Annotated in this window: 20 protein-coding genes; 8 read left to right on the forward strand and 12 right to left on the reverse strand. The window is 61.0% G+C overall.

The genetic code is table 11. From position 1 onward, the window contains the following. The coding region (locus tag GSM73_RS27680) for a HupE/UreJ family protein (protein ID WP_256677028.1) at window positions 1-205 on the forward strand (205 nt) is incomplete at its 5' end. Window positions 206-385: 180 nt separating this feature from the next. Then, window positions 386-1,516: an AGE family epimerase/isomerase gene (locus GSM73_RS21025; protein ID WP_160893722.1), complete on the forward strand. Its 1,131-nt coding sequence runs from the start codon at window positions 386-388 to the stop codon at window positions 1,514-1,516. A 118-nt stretch (window positions 1,517-1,634) separates the two neighbouring features. Here GSM73_RS21025 and GSM73_RS21030 read toward each other — a convergent pair whose 3' ends face one another. From GSM73_RS21030 to GSM73_RS21065, 8 genes are all read right to left on the reverse strand, one after another. Then, window positions 1,635-2,399 (reverse strand): SDR family oxidoreductase, encoded by a 765-nt coding sequence (locus tag GSM73_RS21030; protein ID WP_047227340.1) that lies wholly within the window; start codon window positions 2,397-2,399, stop codon window positions 1,635-1,637. A gap of 852 nt (window positions 2,400-3,251) precedes the next feature. After that, window positions 3,252-3,968 (reverse strand): ABC transporter ATP-binding protein, encoded by a 717-nt coding sequence (locus GSM73_RS21035; protein WP_047227339.1) that lies wholly within the window; start codon window positions 3,966-3,968, stop codon window positions 3,252-3,254. Further along, complete coding sequence (locus GSM73_RS21040; protein WP_047227338.1) at window positions 3,965-4,837, reverse strand: ABC transporter ATP-binding protein; 873 nt, start codon at window positions 4,835-4,837, stop codon at window positions 3,965-3,967. Before GSM73_RS21040 ends, GSM73_RS21035 begins: the two co-directional genes overlap by 4 nt. Next, window positions 4,834-6,114 carry a high-affinity branched-chain amino acid ABC transporter permease LivM gene (gene livM / locus GSM73_RS21045; protein WP_047227337.1) on the reverse strand — a complete coding sequence of 427 codons (1,281 nt, stop codon included), beginning with the start codon at window positions 6,112-6,114 and terminating at the stop codon, window positions 4,834-4,836. Before livM ends, GSM73_RS21040 begins: the two co-directional genes overlap by 4 nt. Window positions 6,115-6,116: 2 nt before the next feature. Further along, window positions 6,117-7,031 carry a branched-chain amino acid ABC transporter permease gene (locus tag GSM73_RS21050; RefSeq protein WP_047227336.1) on the reverse strand — a complete coding sequence of 305 codons (915 nt, stop codon included), beginning with the start codon at window positions 7,029-7,031 and terminating at the stop codon, window positions 6,117-6,119. 169 nt (window positions 7,032-7,200) lie between these two features. Then, the gene (locus tag GSM73_RS21055; protein ID WP_160893724.1) at window positions 7,201-8,337 is read right to left on the reverse strand and encodes a branched-chain amino acid ABC transporter substrate-binding protein; all 1,137 of its coding nucleotides are present in this window, start codon (window positions 8,335-8,337) and stop codon (window positions 7,201-7,203) included. 365 nt (window positions 8,338-8,702) lie between these two features. Beyond that, the gene (locus tag GSM73_RS21060) at window positions 8,703-9,986 is read right to left on the reverse strand and encodes an FAD-binding oxidoreductase (RefSeq protein ID WP_160893726.1); all 1,284 of its coding nucleotides are present in this window, start codon (window positions 9,984-9,986) and stop codon (window positions 8,703-8,705) included. Between the two features lie 156 nt (window positions 9,987-10,142). Continuing rightward, window positions 10,143-11,633, reverse strand: coding sequence for an aldehyde dehydrogenase family protein (locus GSM73_RS21065; protein WP_047227333.1), 1,491 nt, complete (start codon window positions 11,631-11,633; stop codon window positions 10,143-10,145). A 177-nt stretch (window positions 11,634-11,810) separates the two neighbouring features. Here GSM73_RS21065 and GSM73_RS21070 point away from each other — a divergent pair, with 177 nt between their 5' ends. From GSM73_RS21070 to nadE, 3 genes are all read left to right on the forward strand, one after another. Then, a complete protein-coding gene (locus tag GSM73_RS21070; protein ID WP_047227332.1) occupies window positions 11,811-12,716 on the forward strand; it encodes a LysR family transcriptional regulator in 906 nt (301 codons plus the stop codon). A 244-nt stretch (window positions 12,717-12,960) separates the two neighbouring features. Then, window positions 12,961-14,166 (forward strand): nicotinate phosphoribosyltransferase, encoded by a 1,206-nt coding sequence (gene pncB / locus GSM73_RS21075; protein ID WP_047227331.1) that lies wholly within the window; start codon window positions 12,961-12,963, stop codon window positions 14,164-14,166. A 23-nt stretch (window positions 14,167-14,189) separates the two neighbouring features. After that, window positions 14,190-15,017, forward strand: coding sequence for an ammonia-dependent NAD(+) synthetase (gene nadE / locus GSM73_RS21080; protein WP_047227330.1), 828 nt, complete (start codon window positions 14,190-14,192; stop codon window positions 15,015-15,017). Between the two features lie 170 nt (window positions 15,018-15,187). On the opposite strand, the gene azu is transcribed toward nadE, so the two are convergent. Then, window positions 15,188-15,634 carry an azurin gene (gene azu, locus GSM73_RS21085; protein ID WP_047227329.1) on the reverse strand — a complete coding sequence of 149 codons (447 nt, stop codon included), beginning with the start codon at window positions 15,632-15,634 and terminating at the stop codon, window positions 15,188-15,190. 156 nt (window positions 15,635-15,790) lie between these two features. On the opposite strand from azu, the gene GSM73_RS27685 reads away from it, so the two are divergent. The 3 genes from GSM73_RS27685 to GSM73_RS21095 all read left to right on the forward strand — a co-directional run bounded on the left by GSM73_RS27685 (window position 15,791) and on the right by GSM73_RS21095 (window position 16,825). Next, on the forward strand, window positions 15,791-15,916 hold the full coding sequence (locus GSM73_RS27685) for a hypothetical protein (protein ID WP_256677029.1): 126 nt from the start codon (window positions 15,791-15,793) through the stop codon (window positions 15,914-15,916). A 61-nt stretch (window positions 15,917-15,977) separates the two neighbouring features. Next, on the forward strand, window positions 15,978-16,565 hold the full coding sequence (locus GSM73_RS21090) for a TIGR00730 family Rossman fold protein (protein ID WP_107321468.1): 588 nt from the start codon (window positions 15,978-15,980) through the stop codon (window positions 16,563-16,565). Window positions 16,566-16,633: 68 nt separating this feature from the next. Next, a complete protein-coding gene (locus GSM73_RS21095) occupies window positions 16,634-16,825 on the forward strand; it encodes a hypothetical protein (protein ID WP_047227327.1) in 192 nt (63 codons plus the stop codon). A gap of 107 nt (window positions 16,826-16,932) precedes the next feature. On the opposite strand, the gene GSM73_RS21100 is transcribed toward GSM73_RS21095, so the two are convergent. The 3 genes from GSM73_RS21100 to GSM73_RS27690 form a co-directional block, all read right to left on the reverse strand. Next, window positions 16,933-17,826 (reverse strand): transglutaminase family protein, encoded by an 894-nt coding sequence (locus GSM73_RS21100; protein WP_047227326.1) that lies wholly within the window; start codon window positions 17,824-17,826, stop codon window positions 16,933-16,935. Further along, entirely contained in the window at window positions 17,826-20,312 is a 2,487-nt protein-coding gene (locus GSM73_RS21105) for a circularly permuted type 2 ATP-grasp protein (RefSeq protein WP_076382890.1), read from the reverse strand. The genes GSM73_RS21100 and GSM73_RS21105 overlap by 1 nt, the downstream gene beginning before the upstream one ends. Before the next feature lie 101 nt (window positions 20,313-20,413). After that, window positions 20,414-21,624 (reverse strand): transglutaminase family protein (locus tag GSM73_RS27690; protein WP_256677030.1); only part of this gene is annotated, 1,211 nt, incomplete at its 5' end.

Raw genomic sequence — 21,624 nt, forward strand, 5'->3', positions numbered from 1 at the left:
GCTGTTCCATGGCGTGGCCCATGGTCTGGAACTGCCGGACATGACAAGCCCTTGGGCTTATGCGGCCGGTTTTGTCGCGGCGACGGCGGCGTTGCATGGCGCAGGCTACGCCGTGGTTCGCGTCTTGCCGCAAGCGGCCGCCCCTCTGGTGCGTCTGGCCGGAGCGGGTTCGGCGGCGGCTGGAGTGTGGTTGTTGGCGGGTTGATTTTCAGCACCCATCAAGGCTAATCGCGAGCAGGCTCGCTCCCACAGGGTATGGCGTACGCCAATAAATGTGGGAGCGAGCCTGCTCGCGATGACGGACTGGAAGGCCTCGCCTCTCTCGAACTTGCCACTCTGCTACCATGTCGCGCAATCACCCCTCCAGCCGTGACGACGTCCACCAATGCCCGATGCTTCCCGCCCCGCTCCTGCACCTGAACTGACTGCCCTGTTCGCCACGGTACGTCAGCACTTTCACGACGTGATCGTGCCGATGTGGCAAGGCCCGGGATGGAATGCCGAGCTGGCGCTGCCCTATGAATCCCTCGATACCCGGCACAAGCCGCTCGAGCCCCAGCGCTACCGGGCGATGGCCTGTGCGCGACAGCTATACGTGTTCGCCAGCCTGATCGGCGAAGCGCCACAGGCCGAAGAACGGGCTGGCGCACTGTTCCGCTCCCTGCAGCGGCACTTCCATGATGGCGAACATGGTGGCTGGTTCTACAGCATTGACCCCCAAGGCGTACCGCTGGACACCGGCAAAGACCTTTACACCCACGCTTTCATCCTGTTTGCCTGCGCCCATTACTGGAGCAAGGTTCGCGAGCCGCTGGTGGAGTCGGTACTCAACGCGGCCCTGGAAGTCATCGCCCGGCGCTTTGCGACCGGAGACGGCCTTTACGAGGCCAGCCTGGGACGCGATTGGTCGACCCGCGCATCCGGCCCGCTGCAAAACCCGTTGATGCACCTGGCCGAAGCCTTCCTCGCCACCCTCTCGGTTCGCGACGACATCAACGTGCGCCAGGCATTGCTGGCCCTGTGCGATGCCATGTTCAAGCACTTCATCGACCCGCAGCAGCGCGTCATGATGGAGAAACCGGTCAAGGCTGTGGATAACTGGTTTGAGCCAGGCCATCAGTTCGAGTGGTATTACTTGCTGGCCTCATCGCCCCTGTTGCGCGGCGGCAAGTTGCACACAGCCCTTGAGAGCAGCTTCAGCCGTACCGAACAGCAAGGCGTGAGCCCGCAGTCCGGCGCGGTGTGCGCCATGCTGAGCCTGGGATCACAGGTACCGCGGGACGCCACCCAGCGCATCTGGGCTCAGGCGGAATATTTGCGGGCACTGACATTACGCCCGGGCAATCAGGGCGCATTGCTGCATCAACTACGGGCGTTGCAGCAGCACTTCCTGCATGCCAAAGGCTGGAACGAATGCCTGGACGCCGACGGCACTGTCAGCCGCCAGGACATGCCATCGACCACGCCGTATCACCTGCTGACCTGCTACCGCGGGCTGGCTGATTATCTGGCCTGACCGGTAAATCGCTATCGCGGGCAAGCCTTGCTCCCACAGAGTTGGCTCATCTATGGGGGCAAGGTCGGCCAAATCCCTGTGGGAGCAAGGCTTGCCCGCGATGAACGATAACGCGGTCTTACGCCTTGTTGCGCTCAATGGCAAACCCGGCCCAGGTCTGGCTCACAGGCATCAATTCCAGGCTGTTGATATTGATGTGGGCCGGAGTGTTGAGCACCCAGAAAATGGTGTCGGCGATATCCTGCGGCTGGATCGGCTCGGCCCCGGCATAGGTCGCGTTGTAGCGTTCCTGATCACCCGCAAAGCGCACCAGGGAAAACTCGCTCTCGCACAGACCCGGCTCAATGTTGCTTACCCGCACGCCAGTGCCTTGCAGATCGCAACGCAGGTTCAGGGAGAACTGTTTGACGAACGCCTTGCTCGCCCCGTACACGTGGCTGCCAGGGTACGGATAGTTGCCGGCGATGGACCCCAGGTTGACGATCCCGGCACCACGGCCATGAGCGATCAGCCGCGGCAACAGCAGGCGGGTGCTGTAGATCAAACCTTTCACGTTGGTATCGACCATCGTGTCCCAGTCATCGAGGTCGCACTTGGGCGCAGGATCAACGCCCAGCGCCAGACCGGCGTTGTTGATCAAGCCCCGCAACTTGGCGAAGGACGGTGGCAGGTTGGCGATCGCCTCCTCCATGGCTGTACGGTCACGCACATCAAGCACCAGACCATGGACTTCAGTCTGCTTCGACAACTCGGCGCACAGGGCAGTGAGGCGTTCTTCACGACGACCGGTCAGCACCAGTTTCCAGCCTGCTTCGGCAAAACGACGGGCACAGGCTTCACCGAAACCGGACGTTGCGCCGGTAATAAACAGGGTGTTGGACATCGTGTTCTCCTTGGGGCTCAAAACAGCCAATGAATGGAAATCGGCCCACAGCATGCCCGGCCTGGCACAGCATGGGCAAGACTTCTGGAAGCGAGGTTTCATTCGAGCATTGCTCATAAAACAACCAATCGGCGCCAGGCCTTATGAAACAAGGGCCACAGGCGGTTGCCCGCACCTTATCCACAGGCGGGTCCACAGCAATCGGGGGCAAGTGCAAACTCCCCAAACCGCTGTGCATAAGGCTTTGCGAGGGATTTGGAAAATTTTTTCCCTTGACCCTGCAATGCAGGTTGTGCAGATCGACTTATCTGCTATAAGCCGACGGTAAAAAGAACGATGGCTTCAAGCCAGCAAATTCGGCCCTCAGCGCGGTCTTTCCAGAGTTTAATCACAGACTTATCCACAGGCTTGCGCACAGATTTTCAAGCCTTTGGCGACCCTCATAAAAGTGTTGACAACCCTCGTACCCGCTTGACCGAAATCCTCTGATCAAAAAACAACCACACGCCTGAAAGCCACGTATTCAGAGGCTTGCAGCCAGCTACTCCCACCTTACCCACAGCCGGTTCCACAGCAAACGGGGACAAGTCAAAACCGTGACAAAACAACTGTTTGCGGCGACTTTATGTCGCGGTTTCGCAGGGGCTCAGGATTGTTGTCCACAATTCTCGGGCACAGCGCCAAACCCTGTGGGAGCGAGCCTGCTCGCGATGGGGTCATGTCCGATATAAAGAGGTTGGATGGTCCGGCGCCATCGCGAGCAGGCTCGCTCCCACAAGGGGATGGGTGGTGGATTTGAAAGATAAAAAAACCGGCGATTCATTCGCCGGTTTTTTCATGGCTGGCCTTGTGTCAATGGCCGCCCAGATACGCGTTGCGCACCTCTTCGTTGACCAGCAGTTCCTTGCCGGTGCCGGTCAGGCGGATTTCACCGTTGACCATCACATAGGCCCGGTCCGACAGCCTGAGGGCGTGGTTGGCGTTCTGCTCCACCAGAAAGATCGTCATGCCGGTGGACGCCAGTTCCCGCAAGGTGGCGAAGATCTGTTTGACCACGATCGGCGCCAGTCCCAGGCTGGGTTCATCGAGCAGCAACAACTTGGGCCGGCTCATCAGCGCCCGGGCGATGGCGAGCATCTGCTGCTCGCCGCCGGACATGGTCATGGCCCGCTGGTTGCGCCGCTCCTTGAGCCGCGGGAACAGCTCGAACATGCGCTGCATGTCTTCGCTGGCGTACTTGTCACCGATGGGAATGGTGCCCATCAACAGGTTTTCCTCAACAGTCATGTCAGGGAATACCCGCCGTCCTTCCGGCGATTGCGCGATGCCGTTGGAGGCGATGTAGTGGGACGACTTGTGCGTGATGTCCACACCCTGGTAGATAATCTGCCCACTCGCCGCCCGCGGCTGGCCGAAAATCGACATCAGCAACGTGGACTTGCCGGCACCGTTGGAGCCAATCAAGCTGACGGTTTCACCTTCCCCAATGTGCATCGAGACTTTTTTCAGGGCCTGGATCGGCCCGTAGAATACGTCCAGCTCCTTGAGTTCGAGGATAGGTCCACTCATACCAGCTCCTCTTCATCGGCACCCAGGTAGGCCGCGATCACCTTCGGGTCGTTGCGAATCGCCTCGGGACCGCCCTCGGCGATCACGTTGCCGTGGTCCAGCACCACGATGTGGTCGGAAATGCTCATTACCATGCCCATGTCGTGTTCGATCAGCACCACGGTCAGATCGTGCTCGTCGCGCAGCAGCCGGATCATCGCGCTCAGCGCTTCGGTTTCCTGAGGGTTTAGGCCGGCGGCCGGTTCGTCGAGACAGATGATCTGCGGGCGGGTGCACATGGCCCGGGCAATTTCCAAGCGCCGTTGCTGGCCATAGGAAAGTTCGCCCGCCAGCCGGTTGGCGCAATCCACCAGGTCCACCACTTCCAGCCAGTAGAAGGCGTGGTCCAGGGCATCGCTTTCTGCCTGGCGGTAACCCTTGGTGTTGAGCACGCCCGCCACCAGACTGCGATTGACCCACATGTGCTGAGCCACCAACAGGTTCTCCAGCACGGACATTTCCTTGAACAGGCGAATGTTCTGGAAGGTCCGCGCCAGGCCTGCACGGTTCACCAGGTGGGTGCCGCCGAACATCTTGTAGAACACCCGGCTGGCGAAGGATTTGGGGGACACGAAGTCAGTGGGACGAAACGGTTCGCCCAACAGCTTGATGACATCGGTCCGCTCGCCGCGCACATTGAGCTCGATTTTGCCGCCTGTGGCCTTGTAGAAACCGGTCAGGCAGTTGAACACCGTGGTCTTGCCCGCACCGTTGGGGCCGATCAGGGCGAAGATCGAGTTGCGCTTGACTTGCAGGCTGACGTCGCTGAGGGCCTTGATCCCACCGAATTGCATCATCAGGTTTTCAACGGTAAGCACGACTTCGCTCATGGCGCTACTCCCTTACGCGGCGTCACCCCGGTACGACTGATGCGAATCAGGCCGCGCGGGCGCCAGATCATCATCAACACCATCAGCACGCCGAACAGCAGCACCCGGTATTCCGAGAAGCTGCGCAGCAACTCCGGCGCCACGGTGAGGACAAATGCAGCGATGACCACGCCCACTGTCGACCCCATGCCGCCCAGTACCACGATCGCCAGAATCAGCGCCGACTCGAAGAAGGTGAACGACGACGGGTTGACGAAGCCCTGGTAACTGGCAAAGAACACGCCTGCCAGGCCCGCCGTGGAAGCACCAATGGTGAACGCCGAGAGCTTGACCAGCACATGGTTCAGGCCCATGGAGCGGCAGGCGATCTCGTCTTCGCGCAAGGCTTCCCAGGCGCGACCGACCGGCATGCGGGTCAGGCGATGCTTGACGTAGAGCACCAGCAACACGGTGATGAACAGGACGATGTAGATGAACAGGAATTTGACGTTGGGGTTGTAGGCAATGCCGAAGAACTCGTGGAACGGCACCCCGCCCTCCTTCGCTCGCCGGCCGAACTCCAGGCCGAAGAAGGTCGGCGACGGCACCGGCATGCCATTCGGCCCGCCGGTAAACGACAGCCAGTTGTTGAGCACCAGCCGGATGATCTCGCCAAAACCCAGGGTCACGATGGCCAGGTAGTCACCGTGCATTCGCAACACGGGGAATCCTAATATGCACCCGGCCATCGCCGCCGCAATCGCCGCCAGCGGCAGCACCGTCCAGAACCCCAGCCCCAGGTATTGGTAACCCAGCGCCAGGCCATAGGCGCCGATGGCATAGAACGCCACGTAACCCAGGTCGAGCAGCCCGGCCAGGCCGACCACGATGTTAAGCCCCAGGCCCAGCAGTACATAGATCAGCCCGAGGATGACCACCGTGAGCACGTATTTGTTGGCAAAAAACGGGAACACGATGGCAATCACGATCAACGCCGGGATGATCCAGCGCAGGCGCGACTTGTAGTCTGGCGGCAGCACATGCACGCCGGAGCTGGTGCTTTCGAACCCCTGGAGAATCTTCAGACCCTTGGGGGTTTGCAGAAACAGGCTCAAGGCAAAGCGCCCGACCATCACGATCGCCACCAGCCAGCCCACGCGGGCCGGTTGCAGGTTGAAGCTGTAGCCGTCGAGCACCACGCCGACAATCGGCCCGAACACGATCAGCGAGATCAGGCCAGCCAGGATCGCGTCGATGACGCTCTTTTTGATATCAATCGGTTTATTGGCAGCAGACATACTTATACCTTCGCCACGTGTGGGCGACCCAACAGGCCTTGGGGACGGAAAATCAGAATCAGCACCAGCAGCGAGAAACTGAACACGTCTTTGTAGTCAGAGTTGATCAGACCGGCGAACAGCGACTCGGAGATGCCGAGGATGATCCCGCCCAGCATCGCCCCAGGCAGGGAACCGATGCCGCCGAGTACGGCCGCGGTGAACGCCTTGATGCCGATGATGAAGCCGGCATAGAAGTCGAAGGTGCCGTAGTTCATGGTGATCAGCACACCGGCCAGGGCCGCCATGGCCGCACCGATGACGAACACATAGGAAATCACCCGGTCGGTGTTGATCCCGAGGATGGAGGCCATCTTGCGGTCTTGCTGGGTCGCGCGGCACATGCGGCCGAGCTTGGTGTACTTGATGATGTAGGTCAGCAAGGCCATCCCGGCGAATGCGGCGACCAGGATGAAGATCTTGGTGTAGGTCAGCTGGACGAAGCCGCTGCCGATGTCCACGCGCATGGCGCCTTCGAGCAACGTGGGCACGCCCTGTTGGCGAGCGCCCTGGCTGATCTGGGCATAGTTCTGCAGGATCAGCGAAATGCCGATGGCACTGATCAGCGGTGCCAGGCGAGTGGAGTTACGCAGGGGTTTGTAGGCGACGCGCTCGATCACCCAGCCGTAGACGCCGGTCACCACCACGGTGAACACCAGCGTGCCGAGAATCATGAGGGGGAAGGATTCGATACCGAACCAGGCCAGCAGAGCCAGACTGATCGCCGCGAGGTACGCAGAGATCATGTAAACCTCGCCATGGGCGAAGTTGATCATGCCGATGATGCCGTAGACCATTGTGTAGCCGATGGCGATCAGACCATAGACCGACCCGAGGGTCAGGCCATTGATCAGTTGCTGCAGGAAAATACCATCCATAACGCAATCTCACGCATTTGAGAGACTGCACGCACACCGCTGCGACGGACCGGGGTTCAGCCGCCGACGCTGCACGATGTGCGCGCAGCTCTCGGGAGAAAAGACAGGTACTGCATGAACACGGGTAAACGCCCGGCACCAGGGGCGCCGGGCGATTCAGCCGTTCATGTCACTTCTGTTTTTCCAGCTGATGGTATTTGCCGTCCTTGTCCCACTGGTAAACCACGTAGTCGGAGACTTTCAGGTCGCCCTTGGAGTCCCACTCCTTCTTGCCCATCACGGTCTGGACCGGATTGGCCTTGAGCCATTCGGCCGCGGCTTCGCCGTCATTTTTCTTGGCGCCGTTGAAACCGGCCGCCAAGGCCTGGACCGAGGCGTAGGCGTACAGGGTGTAGCCTTCCGGCTCGGTGCCCTTGGCACGGAACGCGTCCACCACGGCCTTGCTGTCTGGCAGCAGGCGTGGGTCGGCGCCGAAGGTCATGTACACACCATCCACGTATTGCGGGCCGCCGGCGGTGGTGACCAGTTCGTCGGTGACGATGCCGTCGTCGGACATGAATTTCACGTCCTTGAGGCCTTGCTCACGCAACTGGCGGACCAGTGGGCCGGCTTCCGGGTGCAGACCGCCGAAGTAGACCACGTCGGCACCGGCCGAACGGATCTTGGTGACCACGGCGCTGAAGTCTTTCTCGCCACGGGTCAGGCCTTCGTACAGCACCGGCTCCACGCCACGATTGGCCAACTGCGCCTTGGTAGCATCCGCCAGGCCCTGGCCGTAGGTGTCCTTGTCGTGCAGGACGACGACTTTCTTGCCCTTGAGCACGTCAACGATGTAGTCGCCGGCGACGATGCCCTGCTGGTCGTCACGACCGCACATACGGAACATCGCGCTCAGGCCGCGCTCGGTGACCTGCGGGTTGGTGGAACCCGGAGTGATGGAGATGATGCCGGCATCGCCGTAGACCTCGGACGCCGGGATGGTGGACGAGGAACAGAAGTGACCGACCACGCCAAGAACCTTGTCCTGATCGACAAAGCGGTTGGCCACGGCCACGGCCTGCTTCGGTTCGCAGGCGTCATCGCCCTGCACCAGAACGATTTTCTCGCCGTTCACGCCACCCTTGGCATTGATCTCGTCTGCCGCCGCTTGTGCGCCTTTCATGTACTGCTCGCCAAATGCCGCGTTGGCACCGGTCATCGGACCCGCTACGCCGATCTTGACGTCGGCCTGAGCAAACGCAGAAACACCCAGCGCAGCTGCCACTGCGAGGGCCAGAAAGCCTTTCTTGTAAAACGTCTGGGACATGAGGTGGTGCTCCAAGGTTTTTTTTAGTTGGCACTGCGACTTCACTGAAAAGCTCAGAGCAAGCGCCGTGCCATCGGTTTTTTATTCTTAAAAAAGTCGCTGCTTTATTGTTATTTCGACTGTTTCGAGCCCTTTTTTATTGGGCGTGCAACCGTCTAAACCGCACAAGGTACAACCATAGAACCAAATGGGTACAACCCTCCCTGAGCCATCATTGCAACCATCACACGAAACGACGTGCAACCCACCTGTAACAACCCGCGTCACCGAACTGCACACTGGCGGTGCACGACTGCTACAACCCGCACCATAACAGGCTAGACGTTGTGGTGGAAAACGAGCGCTGCGGCAACATTTTTCAACATTCAGATCACAATTCGCAGGCACTGGCCGGCGTGATACAGCGAAAAACCCGCTTCATACAAGCAGCTGCGCAAGCCTGTCCCGGCCAGAGGCCGCATGGCGGCGAAGGGAATCGGCAGCGCGCTGGCGTCGCCGTGACACAGATAGTCGGCAAAGGCTTTGCCCACTACTGTGCCAGTCGTCACGCCGCGGCCGTTGTAACCCGTCACGGCCACCAGACCGGGGGCCGGCTCGAACAGGCGCATCAGGTGATCGGGGGTGAAGGCGATACACCCGGTCCAGGTGCATTCCCATTCCACCGGCTTGAGGTAAGGGAAGTAGTGCTGTTGCACCCGGTCGGCCCAGGCCTTGAGGAACCAGGCGGGTTTGCGATTGCCGTTACCCAGGCTGCCCAGCAACAGACGCCCGTCCTTGTCCCGACGAATGCTGCTCAGTACCTGGCGGGTGTCCCACGAGCCCTGGCCGCCTGGCAGGATGCGCTGCGCCGCTTCGTCGGTCAGCGGAGCGGAAGCAACCTGATAGTAGTAACCGGGAAAGAAATTGCGCCGCAGCTCCGTCCAGTCACCTTCGGTGTAGGCATTGGACGCGATCACCACTTGCTCGGCCAGTACCGAACCCTGGGCAGTTTGCACCGACCAGCGCTGCCCTTGGCGTTCCAGGCGCGTGACGGGGGAATGATCAAACAACTGGCCACCAAGGTCGCCGGCAGCCTTGGCCAGTCCACTGGTGTAGGCCATCGGATTGAGCGTGCCGGCACGCCGGTCGAGCAATGCCGCAGCGATTTTCGAGGTGCCCGTGGCCTGGGCACACGCCTGGCCGGTGAGCAACTCCACCGGGGCGCCACGGCGCTTCCATTGTTCTTCACGACTGCGCAGGTCCGCTTCGCCCCTGGCGTTGTGAGCCATGTGCAGCGTGCCTTCGCGGCGCAGCTGGCAATCAATGTTGTATTTATCGACGAGGCTGAACACCAGCGCCGGCGCCGCCCCGAGCATGCGATTGAGCTGGCTGCCCACCGCTTCGCCGAAGCCGGCTTCTATCTCATCCGGCGGGATCCACAAGCCGGCGTTGACCAATCCGACATTGCGCCCCGACCCACCATGCCCGGCCCGATGGGCCTCCAGCACAGCCACGCGCTTGCCTTGTTCGAGCAAATGCACCGCCGCCGACAAACCGGTAAAACCTGCGCCGATCACGCAGACATCCACCGTGATTTCGCCGGTGAGGGCGGTATTTTCAGGTCTTTGCGGCGTCAGTTTTTCCCACAGACATTCTTCGCGTAACGGCATTGCCAGACTCCGGAAATGAAACCCAACCACTGCACATAAACTCATGGTGGGAGCGAGCCTGCTCGCGATGCGGTTTACCTTGCAACATCCATGTTGGCTGATCCGACGCTATCGCGAGCAGGCTCGCTCCCACAGGGGACACTCGTTGACACGACCTCAGTCGAAGGTAATCCCCTGCGCCAACGGCAGCTCCAGCGAGTAGTTCACGGTGTTGGTCTGGCGACGCATGTAACCGCGCCATGCATCGGAGCCTGACTCACGTCCGCCGCCAGTCTCTTTCTCGCCGCCGAACGCGCCGCCGATTTCCGCGCCGCTCGGGCCGATGTTGACGTTGGCGATGCCGCAGTCGCTGCCCACTGCTGACATGAATTGCTCGGCTTCACGCACGTCCGTGGTGAAGATGCAGGACGACAGGCCTTGAGGCACCGCGTTATTGAGTTGCAGGGCCTGGGCAAAATCCTTGTAGCCGACCACATAAAGGATCGGCGCGAAGGTTTCGTGGCACACCACATCGCTCTGCTCCGGCATCTCGACGATGGCCGGCGATACGTAGTAGGCATTCGGGAACTGGTCTTCAAGCTGGCGTTTGCCACCAAATACTCGCCCGCCTTCGCTCAAGGCCTGCTCCAGTGCATCCTGCATGTTTTCGAAGCTCTGCTTGTCGATCAGCGGCCCGACGAGGTTGCCTTCCAGCGGATGGCCGATGCGCACTTTCGAATAAGCGGCCTTGAGCCGGCTGACGATCTCTTCTTTCACTGACTCATGGGCAATCAGGCGGCGCAGCGTCGTGCAACGTTGGCCGGCGGTGCCGACGGCGCTGAACAGGATGGCGCGCACGGCCATGTCCAGATCGGCGCTGGGGGCCAGGATCATCGCATTGTTGCCACCCAGCTCGAGGATGCTGCGGGCAAAGCGCGCGGCGACTTTCGGCGCCACTTCACGACCCATGCGGGTGCTGCCGGTGGCGCTGATCAACGCCACGCGCGGATCGTCCACCAGCGCTTCGCCGGCATCGCGACCGCCGATGATCACTTGACTGAGGTACGGTGGCGCATCGCTGAAGTTCTTCAGCACACGTTCGAACAACGCCTGGCAGGCCAGGGCGGTGAGCGGGGTCTTTTCCGAGGGTTTCCAGATCACCGCATTGCCGCAAACCAGGGCCAGCGTGGTGTTCCAGGCCCAGACCGCCACGGGGAAGTTGAAAGCGCTGATCACGCCGACCACGCCCAGCGGATGCCAGGATTCACGCATGTGGTGGCCCGGACGCTCGGAGGCGATGGTCAGGCCGTACAGCTGACGGGACAGACCGACTGCGAAGTCGCAGATGTCGATCATCTCTTGCACTTCACCCAAACCTTCCTGGGTGATCTTGCCGGCTTCCCAGGACACCAGCTCGCCGAGGTCGGCCTTGTACTCGCGCAGCAGATCACCAAATTGACGTACCAACTCGCCGCGGCGAGGGGCCGGCACCTGGCGCCACAGGTCGAACGCATGCTCGGCGCGGCTGACCTGCTGCTCAACCTCTGCGGCGCCCTCCCAGTTCACGGCGCCGATGCGACTGCCGTCGATGGGCGAATGCACCGGTTGTGTGCCGCTCTGGTACAAGGCCGGTTCGACACCCAGACGATCAAGCAATGCAGCAACCATGGTTAATTCCTCAAACAAAAGACAAAGAATTGGCAGCCGGACGATCACGGCTGATCAGACCTGTAGTTGTAGCTGGCCCGAGACTTGCCAACAAACGACCTTTAAGCGAGATATCATTCCGTTTATTCATGCTGGCCATGACCGGATAAGCAGCGCCACAAGAAATAAGGCCTCATCATGATCAATAAACGCTATTTGCCGTCGATCACGGCGCTACAGTGCTTCGAAGCGGTGACCCGACACCTGAGCTTCACTCGCGCCGCCGAAGAGCTGAACCTGACTCAGAGCGCCGTCAGCAAACAGGTCGCACAGTTGGAGGAACTGCTACAGCATTTGCTGTTTCGCCGCGTACGTCGACGCTTGCAGCTGACACCGGCCGGGGATTTGTACCTGGGGGAGGTACGAAAAATCCTTACGCAGGTGGAGATGTCGACCCACTACTTGCGCTCCTACGGCGGCGATACCGAAGTCCTACGGGTTTCCACACCGCCAACCTTCGGAGCTCGCTGGCTGGTCCCACGGCTCAAAGGCTGGCGCCTGCGGCACCCGAAAATTCATCTGGACCTGTGCAGCGAGCAGGAGGCCGACGACTTGCTTCAGGGGCGCAGCGACCTGGCGTTCTATTTCGGCCAGGGCTCACGGCCCGGCGCCGAATCCCTGAAACTGTTCGGCGAAGAACTGGTGCCGGTCTGCGCGCCTGGCAATCTGCCGGCCCAGCCCTTCAGCGACCCGACGCAACTGACCGATCTGGTGCTGCTGCAAAACGCCTCACGCCCCCAGGCCTGGCACGACTGGTTCGCCAGCCAGGGTTATCACACCGAACACAGCTACCACGGGCCGCGCTTCGAAACGTTCTACATGTGCATCCGGGCCGCCCAGGTTGGCTGCGGCGTCGCCCTGCTGCCGCGCTTTCTGGTGGAAGAAGAACTGGCTGACGGCAAGCTGGTGATCCCCTGGCACTATGCGATGCCCAGTACCGATGCCTATTACCTGGCCTATCCTGAACATTCGGCGGAAGTGCCCAAGGTCAGGCTTTTTGTGGAGTGGATGCTGGAGCAGATCGAGGCCTCAATGGCACCTTGAGCATGGCTATCGCGGGCAAGCCTTGCTCCCACAGGGGGTGTGCACAGCTGCCGGTCGCCCACTCTCTTGTGGGAGCAAGGCTTGCCCGCGATGAGGCCCGTTGGCATATCCAGACACTCCAGCGGGGTACCCGCCGTTAAAAAATCGCTGGCAATACTCACCAGGGTTATGCGCCACTAGCCCCTTCACCACCAACCGCTGCACCCCGCTGCCCGCCGCAGCGGCCTGTCTGGAGATTCCCGCCATGAGCGAGAGTGTATTTGCCGATCGCATCGTGCAGAACCTGCTCGACACCGACTTCTACAAACTGACGATGATGCAGGCGGTGCTGCACAACTACCCCAACGTCGAAGTCGAATGGGAATTTCGCTGCCGCAACAGCGAAGACCTGCGCCCGTATCTGGCGGAGATCCGCTTTCAGATCGAACGCCTGGCCGAGCTGAGTCTGAGCGTCGACCAGTTGGGCTTCCTGGAGCGCATCAGCTTCCTCAAACCCGATTTCCTGCGTTTTCTGGGCCTGTTCCGTTTCAATCTGCGCTATGTGCACACCGGTATCGAGAACGGCGAGCTGTTTATCCGCCTGCGTGGGCCATGGTTGCATGTGATTCTGTTCGAAGTGCCGCTGCTGGCCATCGTCAGCGAGGTACGTAATCGCTATCGCTACCGCGAGATCGTTCTGGAGCAGGCGCGCGAACAGCTGTATCGCAAGTTCGACTGGCTGACCGCCAACGCCAGCGCCGACGAGTTATCCGAACTGCAGGTCGCGGACTTCGGCACCCGCCGGCGGTTTTCCTATCGCGTCCAGGAAGAAGTCGTCAACGTGCTCAAGCACGATTTCCCTGGACGCTTCGTCGGCACCAGCAATGTGCACCTGTCCCGCGAGCTGGACATGAAACCCCTGGGCACCATGGCCCACGAATGGATCATGGCCCATCAGCAACTGGGCCCGCGGCTGATCGACAGTCAGATCGCCGCCCTCGATTGCTGGGTGCGTGAGTACCGGGGCCTGCTGGGAATCGCACTGACCGATTGCATCACCATGGACGCTTTCCTCAAGGACTTCGATCTGTTCTTCGCCAAGCTGTTCGACGGCTTGCGCCATGACTCCGGGGACCCGGTCATCTGGGCCGAAAAAGCCATTGCTCACTACCACAAGCTCGGTATCGACCCGATGAGCAAGACACTGGTGTTCTCCGATAGCCTGACACTGCCCAAATGCCTGGAGATTTTTCGGGCATTGCGTGGTCGCATTAATGTCAGCTTCGGTATCGGCACCAACCTGACGTGTGACATCCCGGGTGTGGAGCCGATGAGCATCGTGCTTAAAATGATCAGCTGTGACGGGCAACCCGTGGCCAAGATTTCAGACGAGCCCGGCAAGACCCACTGCAAAGACCCGAATTTCGTCGCTTACATGCGACACGTTTTCCAAGTACCTGCCGCCCTTTGACACACCAAGCAAGGAGTGAATTCATGCAAGCCGTACAGCGTGAGATTGCTGAACAGCTCAAGGTTCAGCCACCGTTCGCCGATGACGCTGCCCTCAAGGCCGAAGTCGCTCGTCGGGTGGGCTTTATCCAGGATTGTCTGGTCAACTCCGGACTCAAGACCCTCGTACTGGGCATCAGCGGCGGGGTCGATTCGCTGACCGCCGGCCTGCTGGCCCAACGCGCAGCGCGTGAACTGCGGGAGAAAACCGGCAACGCCGCCTACAAGTTCATTGCCGTGCGCCTGCCGTACGAAACCCAGTTCGACGAACATGAAGCCCAGGCCTGCGTGGACTTCATCGAGCCGGACGAGCGCCATACCGTCAACATCGGTCCGGCGGTCAAGGCACTGGCCAAGGAAGTGCTGGCGTTCGAAGGCAAAGGGCCGGGCTCCCGGGATTTCGTGCTGGGCAATACCAAGGCGCGGATGCGCATGGTGGCGCAGTACACCATCGCCGGTGCCGAGCAAGGCCTGGTCATCGGCACCGACCATGCGGCCGAAGCCGTGATGGGTTTCTTCACCAAGTTCGGTGACGGCGCCTGTGACCTGGCGCCGTTGAGCGGCCTGGTGAAAAACCAGGTCCGGGCTATTGCCCGAGACTTCGGCGCGCCGGAATCGCTGGTGGAAAAAGTCCCCACTGCCGACCTTGAGGACCTGTCGCCCGGCAAGCCCGACGAAGCCGCCCACGGCGTGACCTATGGCGAGATCGATGCGTTCCTGCATGGGCTGCCGGTGCGCGAAGAAGCCGCTCGAATCATTTGCGAGACCTATCGCAAGACCGAGCACAAGCGGGTGATGCCGTACGCGCCGTGACCGGCAATCCCTGTGGGAGCGAGCCTGCTCGCGATAGCGGTGGGTCAGTTTGCATTGATGTTGAATGTGCTGCCGTCATCGCGAGCAGGCTCGCTCCCACAGGATGTGCGGTTATTGGCGAGGCACAAAAAAGCGCCCTGAAACGGGCGCTTTTTTTATGCCTGATGTGATTACTTCAGGGTAACCGTGCCTTTCATCATCGAGATGTGGCCCGGGAACGAGCAGAAGAAGCCGTATTTCTCATCGGCGCTCAGTTTCGACACATCGAAAGTCACCGAGTCCTTCTCCTTGGCCCCAATGAGCTTGGTGTGAGCGATGATGCGCGCATCGTCTTCTTTCAGGTAGTTCTTGTCGATGCCGGCTGCCAGGCCATCGGTAGCAATCGGCTGCATGTCAGCCTCTTTGCTCAGTACCCAGTTATGGCCCATGACGTTCTTCGGCAAGCTGCCTGAGTGAGTCAGTTCAACGGTGAAGGTCTTGCAGCTCTTGTCGATCTCGATGGCCTTGGTGCTGAAGGACATCTGGTCGGTCGAGTCGATGGTGGTCTTGCACTCGGCTGCCATCAGCTGGCTGCTGGCCAGCGTCAACAGGGATACTGCAGCAAGTTTGGCAAACATGGTGAATCTCCAAGGCATGGTTAGAAAAATTCCGTCAATGGGGAAGACTGCCTGAATTTCAGACAAGTTCCTATGACCTGAGTCAAAGATTGTATACAACTTAAGGCTATCAGCCTGATGAGCATAATCAACCAGCCAAAGGTATGAGGCGGCCATATGATCAGCACCATCACCTCTCAGGAGTACCGCATCATGAACCTCAACAGCCTGCTGTGCAGCTTGCTTGCCGCCTACGCCTGCGGTGCCAGTGGCACCTACGAAAAACCCCGGCGCGAGGTTTAATTGCTTTGCGCAGCCAAAGCCAGGCTTTACTCTGGTCCAGTTACTGACCACGGAGTAAGGCATGTCTTTAGCGTCTGTTTGTGTATTTTGCGGCGCCAGCACCGGTAGCCACCCAGCCTATCGTGAAGCGGCGCAGGCCTTGGGGCGTGCGTTGGCAGAACGAAAACTGACCCTGGTCTATGGCGGCGGCGCGGTCGGCTTGATGGGCATCGTCGCCGATGCGGCCCTGGCGGCCGGCGGCGAAGTGATCGGTATCATCCCGCAGAGCCTCAAAGACAAGGAAATCGGCCACAGCGGCCTGACCCGCCTGGAAGTGGTGGACGGCATGCACGCCCGCAAGGCACGCATGGCTCAGCTCAGCGATGCCTTCATCGCCCTGCCCGGCGGCCTTGGCACGCTGGAGGAGTTGTTCGAAGTCTGGACCTGGGGCCAGCTCGGCTATCACAGCAAACCGCTGGGGCTGCTGGAAGTGAACGGTTTCTACAGCAAACTCACCGGTTTTCTTGATCATATCGTCGGCGAAGGCTTCGTCCGTGGGCCCCACCGTGACATGCTGCAAGTGAGCGAATCACCCCACCACCTGCTCGATGCGCTGGACGAATGGCAACCGTCGGTGCAGCCAAAGTGGGCCGAACAAAAACCCAGCTAACGGCTCGACCCCGATACAGGGCAGAATACGCGCCGCTCAACCTCACCTTCGACCCCAGAGGATCGCCCATGGCCAAACCCAATTATTCCTTCGCCAAACGTCAGAGAGACTTGGCCAAGGAGCAGAAGAAAGAGGAAAAGCTTCAGCGCAAGAAAGCTACCGCTGAAGAAGAAGCAGCAGCACTGACCCCGGATACCGAAGGCGACGTGGCAGCAGACGTAGATGTTGATGCACCGAAAGATCAGACGCCCGACGCCTGATACCCTCAGGGCCCGATGATCTGATCCGGCCCCCCGGTTCTGTGTCCAGGGTCGGCAGCCTCGCTGCCGGCCCTCACAGCCCAGTCCGTTCCCACACTGGGATCTGTTTACGATTCAAGCGGCATCACCGTCACCCGCACTTCGGGGTCATGATCACCGCCGCCCAGAATGACTCCCCGCAACGGCGACACATCGGAAAAATCCCGGCCCCAGGCCAATGTGATGTGTTCCAGCGCCGGCTGAACGTTATTGGTCGGGTCGAAGTCCACCCAGCCCAGCACCGGGCAAAACACCGAGATCCAGGCGTGCGAGGCATCGGCACCGATCAACCGTGGCTGACCCGGCGGCGGTTGAGTCAACAGGTAGCCGCTGACGTAACGCGCCGCCAACCCGCGGGAGCGCACGCAGGCCAGCATCAGGTGAGCAAAGTCCTGGCAAACGCCCCGCCGCCGTTCCAGCACCTCCACCAGCGGCGTTGCCACCTGGGTGGCTTCGGCATCGAAGGTGAACTCCTCGAATATCTTCTCCATCAGCGCCCGCACGCCGAGCATCAATGGGCGCCCCGGCGCGAAACAGCTTTCGGAAAACTCGACAAAGCTGCGCTTGAGGTGCACATAGGGTGACTCGAAACGATAGCGGCACGCATCCAGCAACGGAGCAGCCATTGGCCGGCCGCTGTAGGTCAACGCATGACGGGTTGACTCCCAGGCGGGGGACAAACTGAAGTCCAGCACAGGACGCGCCAACACTTCCACGCTCAGACGCGCGTTGACCAGCAACTCGTCATGGGGCCGTTCGAACGCCAGGCGGGTCAGTGGGTTGCCGAACACATCCAGCTCATCGCGTCGGGTCGTCGGCTCCGGGCTGATCAACAACTGCTGCTCGGTGCAACGCTGCCACTCACAGGGGCGCGGCCACAGGTGAGCAAGCTGCTGGGCCAGGGATACCGGGCTGTCGTAATGGTAGTGGGTGTCGTGGAAGATCTGGTAACGAGCGCTCATCAGACGGACACCGTACGCTGGCTGACGTCATCGACGTGAGCGAAATGACGCAAGGCCAGGCGATCGGACACCTGGCCGCTGACGTCGGCCACTTCCTGCAACAGATCGGCCAAGCCATCGAGGGCTGCGCGCAGGCTGGCCTCGCCGAACAGCGGACTCTCCAGGCAACGCAGGTCAAAGCATGACAGGCGAGCGACCAGCTCTGGCAAGGCGGTTTCCCTGGGCGCGCCGAAGTCATCGTTCAAGCGCTTGAGGGTACGGGCCACCAGTTTCAACTGGAAGAGCACCGCGTGAGGGTTTTGTTCGTCCAGCAACAGCAGGTCGAGCACCGGAATCAACTGGGCCACCGCCAGGTAACGCGAACGATAGGTGATGCTGCTGTTGCCCAGTTCCAGCAACCAGTCCAGCCCCGCCTGGTCGAACACCGCCTCGCCTCGCAGGAACGCCGCCAGGCTGCTGCTGAGAAATTGCAGGCGCTCCAGACGACGACCGATCATCAGGAAACGCCAGCCCTCGTCGCGGGTCATGTCGTCCAACGCGAATCCGGACAACGCCGCCAGGGACATCACCAAACGGTTGAGAAAATCCAGCAACTCACCGAAATCCGGCTCCGCGGTTTCTAGCTCCATGGCTTCGCGCTGCAGCTCCACCAGTGCCTGCCAGTTCTCCCGGGACAGCTTGCCGCGAACCTGGGAGGCCGCCCACTGCAATCGCTGCAGGTTGGAACGCAGGCTGAACGACCAATCGTCCCCCAACAAGGCCGCCAGCAGTCGCTCGGGCAGCTCGCCCTCCTCCGGCAACAGCATCAGGCTTTCCCCCAGGGATACCGCCGACTGCAGCGCTTGCGGGTCGTCGCCATCGACATAGCGCGCCAGCATGATCCGCAGCAGCCGCGCACTGTCGTCACAGCGCTCGCAGTAGCGACCGAACCAGAACAGATTTTCCACGACGCGGGACGGCAGATAGGGATCACGCCGAACCAGATCGTGGACGCCCACGGTTCGCTGGGCCTTCCATTGTTCGCCACTGGGCGGCTGTTCTCCCAAGACCCAAGTGTCCTTACTGGCGCCACCTCGCTGCATCGACACCACTTCGGCGTCGGCCTCGGCCGCCACGCGGGTCAGGCCGCCCGGCAGCACCCGATAGTCATCCTCCCCGGAAACGGCATACACGCGCATGCCGATGGCCCGCGGCTGAAGCTGACCGTCTTCGGCCTGCCAGACCGGTGCCTGGGACAGCTGCGCCAGCTCCTGGGCGACATAGGCATAGGGACGCGCCTGCATGCGCGCGGCCAGAAGTGCACGCTGTTGTTCGTTCAGGTCGCGCCCCAATACCGGGCTGAAACTTTGGGAAGGAAACGCCGGTTTGATCAGCAAGTGCGGCAGTTTTTCCAAGGCCTGGGCCAGCACCGGCGGCTCACCGCACCACCAGGTGGCGATGGACGGCAGTATCAGTTCCTCACCGAACAGAAACTGGCTGATCTTTGGCAAAAAGCCCAACAGGCCCGGTGATTCCAGCACGCCGCTGCCCAAGGCATTGGCCACCAGAACCCGGCCCTGGCGCACCGCCTCCAACAATCCCGGTACACCCAAGGCCGAATCGGTGCGCAGCTCCAACGGGTCGCAGAAATCATCGTCGAGCCGGCGCATGATGGCGTGAACCCGTCGTAGCCCGCTCAGGGTCTTGAGGTACACCGTGGCGTCGCGAACGGTCAGGTCGCTCCCTTCCACCAGCGGATAGCCCAGCTGGCGCGCCAGGTAAAGGTGTTCGAAATAGCTTTCGTTGAACCGTCCAGGCGTCAACAGCACCACCAGCGGCGACTCGCCATCACTGGGGGCCTGACGCGCAAGGGTCTGCTGCAAGGTGCGGAAGAAACCGGCCAGGTGCTTGACCTTCAGGTCACGATACAAATCGGGAAAGGCGCGGGAGACGATCATGCGATTTTCCAGCGCATACCCGGCCCCCGAAGGCGCCTGGGTTCGATCCGCCGTGACCCACCAGCGACCGTCGGGCGTACGGGCCAGGTCCACGGCATACAGGTGCAGGAAAATGCCGTCCGGCGGCGTGATGCCCTGGCACGGCCAGAGAAAATTGTTGTGCCCGAACACCAGTTCCGCCGGCAGCAACCCCTCACTGATCAGCCGTTGCGGCCCGTACAGGTCGGCCAGTACTGCGTTGAGCAAGCGTGCACGCTGGGCGATGCCCGCCGACAGTTGCTTCCACTCCTGCGCATCGATCACGTGGGGCAGCAGGTCCAGCTCCCACGGCCGGTCGGCGCCCTTCGGGTCCGCATAGACGTTGTAAGTGACACCGTTTTCCTGGATCTGCCGGGCCAACAGTGCCTGACGCTGGAGCAGTTGGGCCGGCGTACTGCGCTGCAAATGGTCGAGCAGGCGGCGCCAGTGCCCGCGCACCGCGCCACTGTCGTCCATCAATTCGTGATAGGTGCCCGTCGTCAGCGGGTAACGGTCAAGCAGGTCAGGCATGGAAAGCTCGGCAGACAGCAATGAAACGTGAGACTAGCGCAAGCGCATGACACCCGGATAGTTGAAATATCCGGGTGTCGTGTACGACTTAGGGAGCGCTCTCAAAAACGTCGCAGATCGAGCGTGAGGGGAAACTCGTCGTCCACTGTCAGGTGAGGTATCGGAAGTTTCCCAGGCGTGTGTCCGAGACGGAAAAAACGCGCCATTCGCCGGCTCTCCGCCTCATTGGCATTCACCGGCAGGCTGTCGTAATTACGTCCCCCCGGATGGGCCACATGATACTGGCACCCCCCCACCGAACGTTGCGTCCAGGTGTCGAGTAAATCGAAGACCAACGGCGCATGGACCGCAATGGTCGGCTGCAGGCAGTTGGCCGGTTGCCAAGCGCGAAAACGCACCCCGGCGACAAATTCGCCGACCCGGCCGGTGGCTTGAAGCGGCACCGGAACACCGTTGCAGGTCAGCAGATACCGTTGCGGCGCCAGGCCGCTAAGCTTGACCTGCAAACGTTCAAGAGAAGAGTCCACATAGCGCACGGTGCCGCCCGCTGCCCCCTCTTCTCCCAGTACATGCCAGGGTTCAAGGGCCTGGCGCAATTGCAGTTCGATGCCGCTGACCGCGTAATCACCCACCTTGGGAAAACGAAACTCCAGGTGCGCGGCGAACCATTCGGCCCGCAGCGGGTAACCGGCGGCGTTCAGTTCATTGATGACGTCGGCAAAATCCTGTTCGATAAAATGCGGCAACAGGAAGCGGTCATGCAGTTCGGTCCCCCACCGCGCCAGCTTCGCAGGCAGGTAGGGCTCACGCCAGAACCGCGCCACCAGCGCCCGCAGCAATAGCTGCTGGGCCAGGCTCATACGGGCGTGGGGCGGCATTTCAAAAGCCCGCAGCTCCAATAGACCGAGACGCCCGGTGGCGCCGTCCGGCGAATAGAGCTTGTCGATGCAAAATTCGGCACGATGGGTGTTGCCGGTCACGTCGATCAACAGATTGCGCAACAGCCGATCAACCAGCCAGGGCGGGCACTCTTCGCCAGGTTGCGGCATTTGTGCGAAGGCAATTTCCAGCTCATACAACGCATCGTTACGCGCTTCGTCCACCCGGGGCGCCTGGGACGTCGGCCCGATGAACAAGCCGGAAAACAGGTAGGACAGCGACGGGTGGTTATGCCAGTAGCTGATCAGACTGCGCAGCAGGTCAGGGCGCCGTAGAAAGGGAGAGTCGGCCGGGGTTGCGCCCCCCAGTACGAAATGGTTGCCACCACCGGTGCCGGTGTGCCGACCGTCGATCATGAATTTCTCGGTGGTCA

This window comes from Pseudomonas sp. PICF6, assembly GCF_009831705.1.
Taxonomy (GTDB): domain Bacteria; phylum Pseudomonadota; class Gammaproteobacteria; order Pseudomonadales; family Pseudomonadaceae; genus Aquipseudomonas; species Aquipseudomonas rhizophila.

Bases quoted from the DNA above. Each gene is read 5' to 3' on its own strand.
- GSM73_RS21025 (WP_160893722.1), top strand. From the start codon at position 386: ATGCCCGATGCTTCCCGCCCCGCTCCTGCACCTGAACTGACTGCCCTG.
- GSM73_RS21030 (WP_047227340.1), bottom strand. From the start codon at position 2,399: ATGTCCAACACCCTGTTTATTACCGGCGCAACGTCCGGTTTCGGTGAA.
- GSM73_RS21035 (WP_047227339.1), bottom strand. From the start codon at position 3,968: ATGAGTGGACCTATCCTCGAACTCAAGGAGCTGGACGTATTCTACGGG.
- GSM73_RS21040 (WP_047227338.1), bottom strand. From the start codon at position 4,837: ATGAGCGAAGTCGTGCTTACCGTTGAAAACCTGATGATGCAATTCGGT.
- livM (WP_047227337.1), bottom strand. From the start codon at position 6,114: ATGTCTGCTGCCAATAAACCGATTGATATCAAAAAGAGCGTCATCGAC.
- GSM73_RS21050 (WP_047227336.1), bottom strand. From the start codon at position 7,031: ATGGATGGTATTTTCCTGCAGCAACTGATCAATGGCCTGACCCTCGGG.
- GSM73_RS21055 (WP_160893724.1), bottom strand. From the start codon at position 8,337: ATGTCCCAGACGTTTTACAAGAAAGGCTTTCTGGCCCTCGCAGTGGCA.
- GSM73_RS21060 (WP_160893726.1), bottom strand. From the start codon at position 9,986: ATGCCGTTACGCGAAGAATGTCTGTGGGAAAAACTGACGCCGCAAAGA.
- GSM73_RS21065 (WP_047227333.1), bottom strand. From the start codon at position 11,633: ATGGTTGCTGCATTGCTTGATCGTCTGGGTGTCGAACCGGCCTTGTAC.
- GSM73_RS21070 (WP_047227332.1), top strand. From the start codon at position 11,811: ATGATCAATAAACGCTATTTGCCGTCGATCACGGCGCTACAGTGCTTC.
- pncB (WP_047227331.1), top strand. From the start codon at position 12,961: ATGAGCGAGAGTGTATTTGCCGATCGCATCGTGCAGAACCTGCTCGAC.
- nadE (WP_047227330.1), top strand. From the start codon at position 14,190: ATGCAAGCCGTACAGCGTGAGATTGCTGAACAGCTCAAGGTTCAGCCA.
- azu (WP_047227329.1), bottom strand. From the start codon at position 15,634: ATGTTTGCCAAACTTGCTGCAGTATCCCTGTTGACGCTGGCCAGCAGC.
- GSM73_RS27685 (WP_256677029.1), top strand. From the start codon at position 15,791: ATGATCAGCACCATCACCTCTCAGGAGTACCGCATCATGAACCTCAAC.
- GSM73_RS21090 (WP_107321468.1), top strand. From the start codon at position 15,978: ATGTCTTTAGCGTCTGTTTGTGTATTTTGCGGCGCCAGCACCGGTAGC.
- GSM73_RS21095 (WP_047227327.1), top strand. From the start codon at position 16,634: ATGGCCAAACCCAATTATTCCTTCGCCAAACGTCAGAGAGACTTGGCC.
- GSM73_RS21100 (WP_047227326.1), bottom strand. From the start codon at position 17,826: ATGAGCGCTCGTTACCAGATCTTCCACGACACCCACTACCATTACGAC.
- GSM73_RS21105 (WP_076382890.1), bottom strand. From the start codon at position 20,312: ATGCCTGACCTGCTTGACCGTTACCCGCTGACGACGGGCACCTATCAC.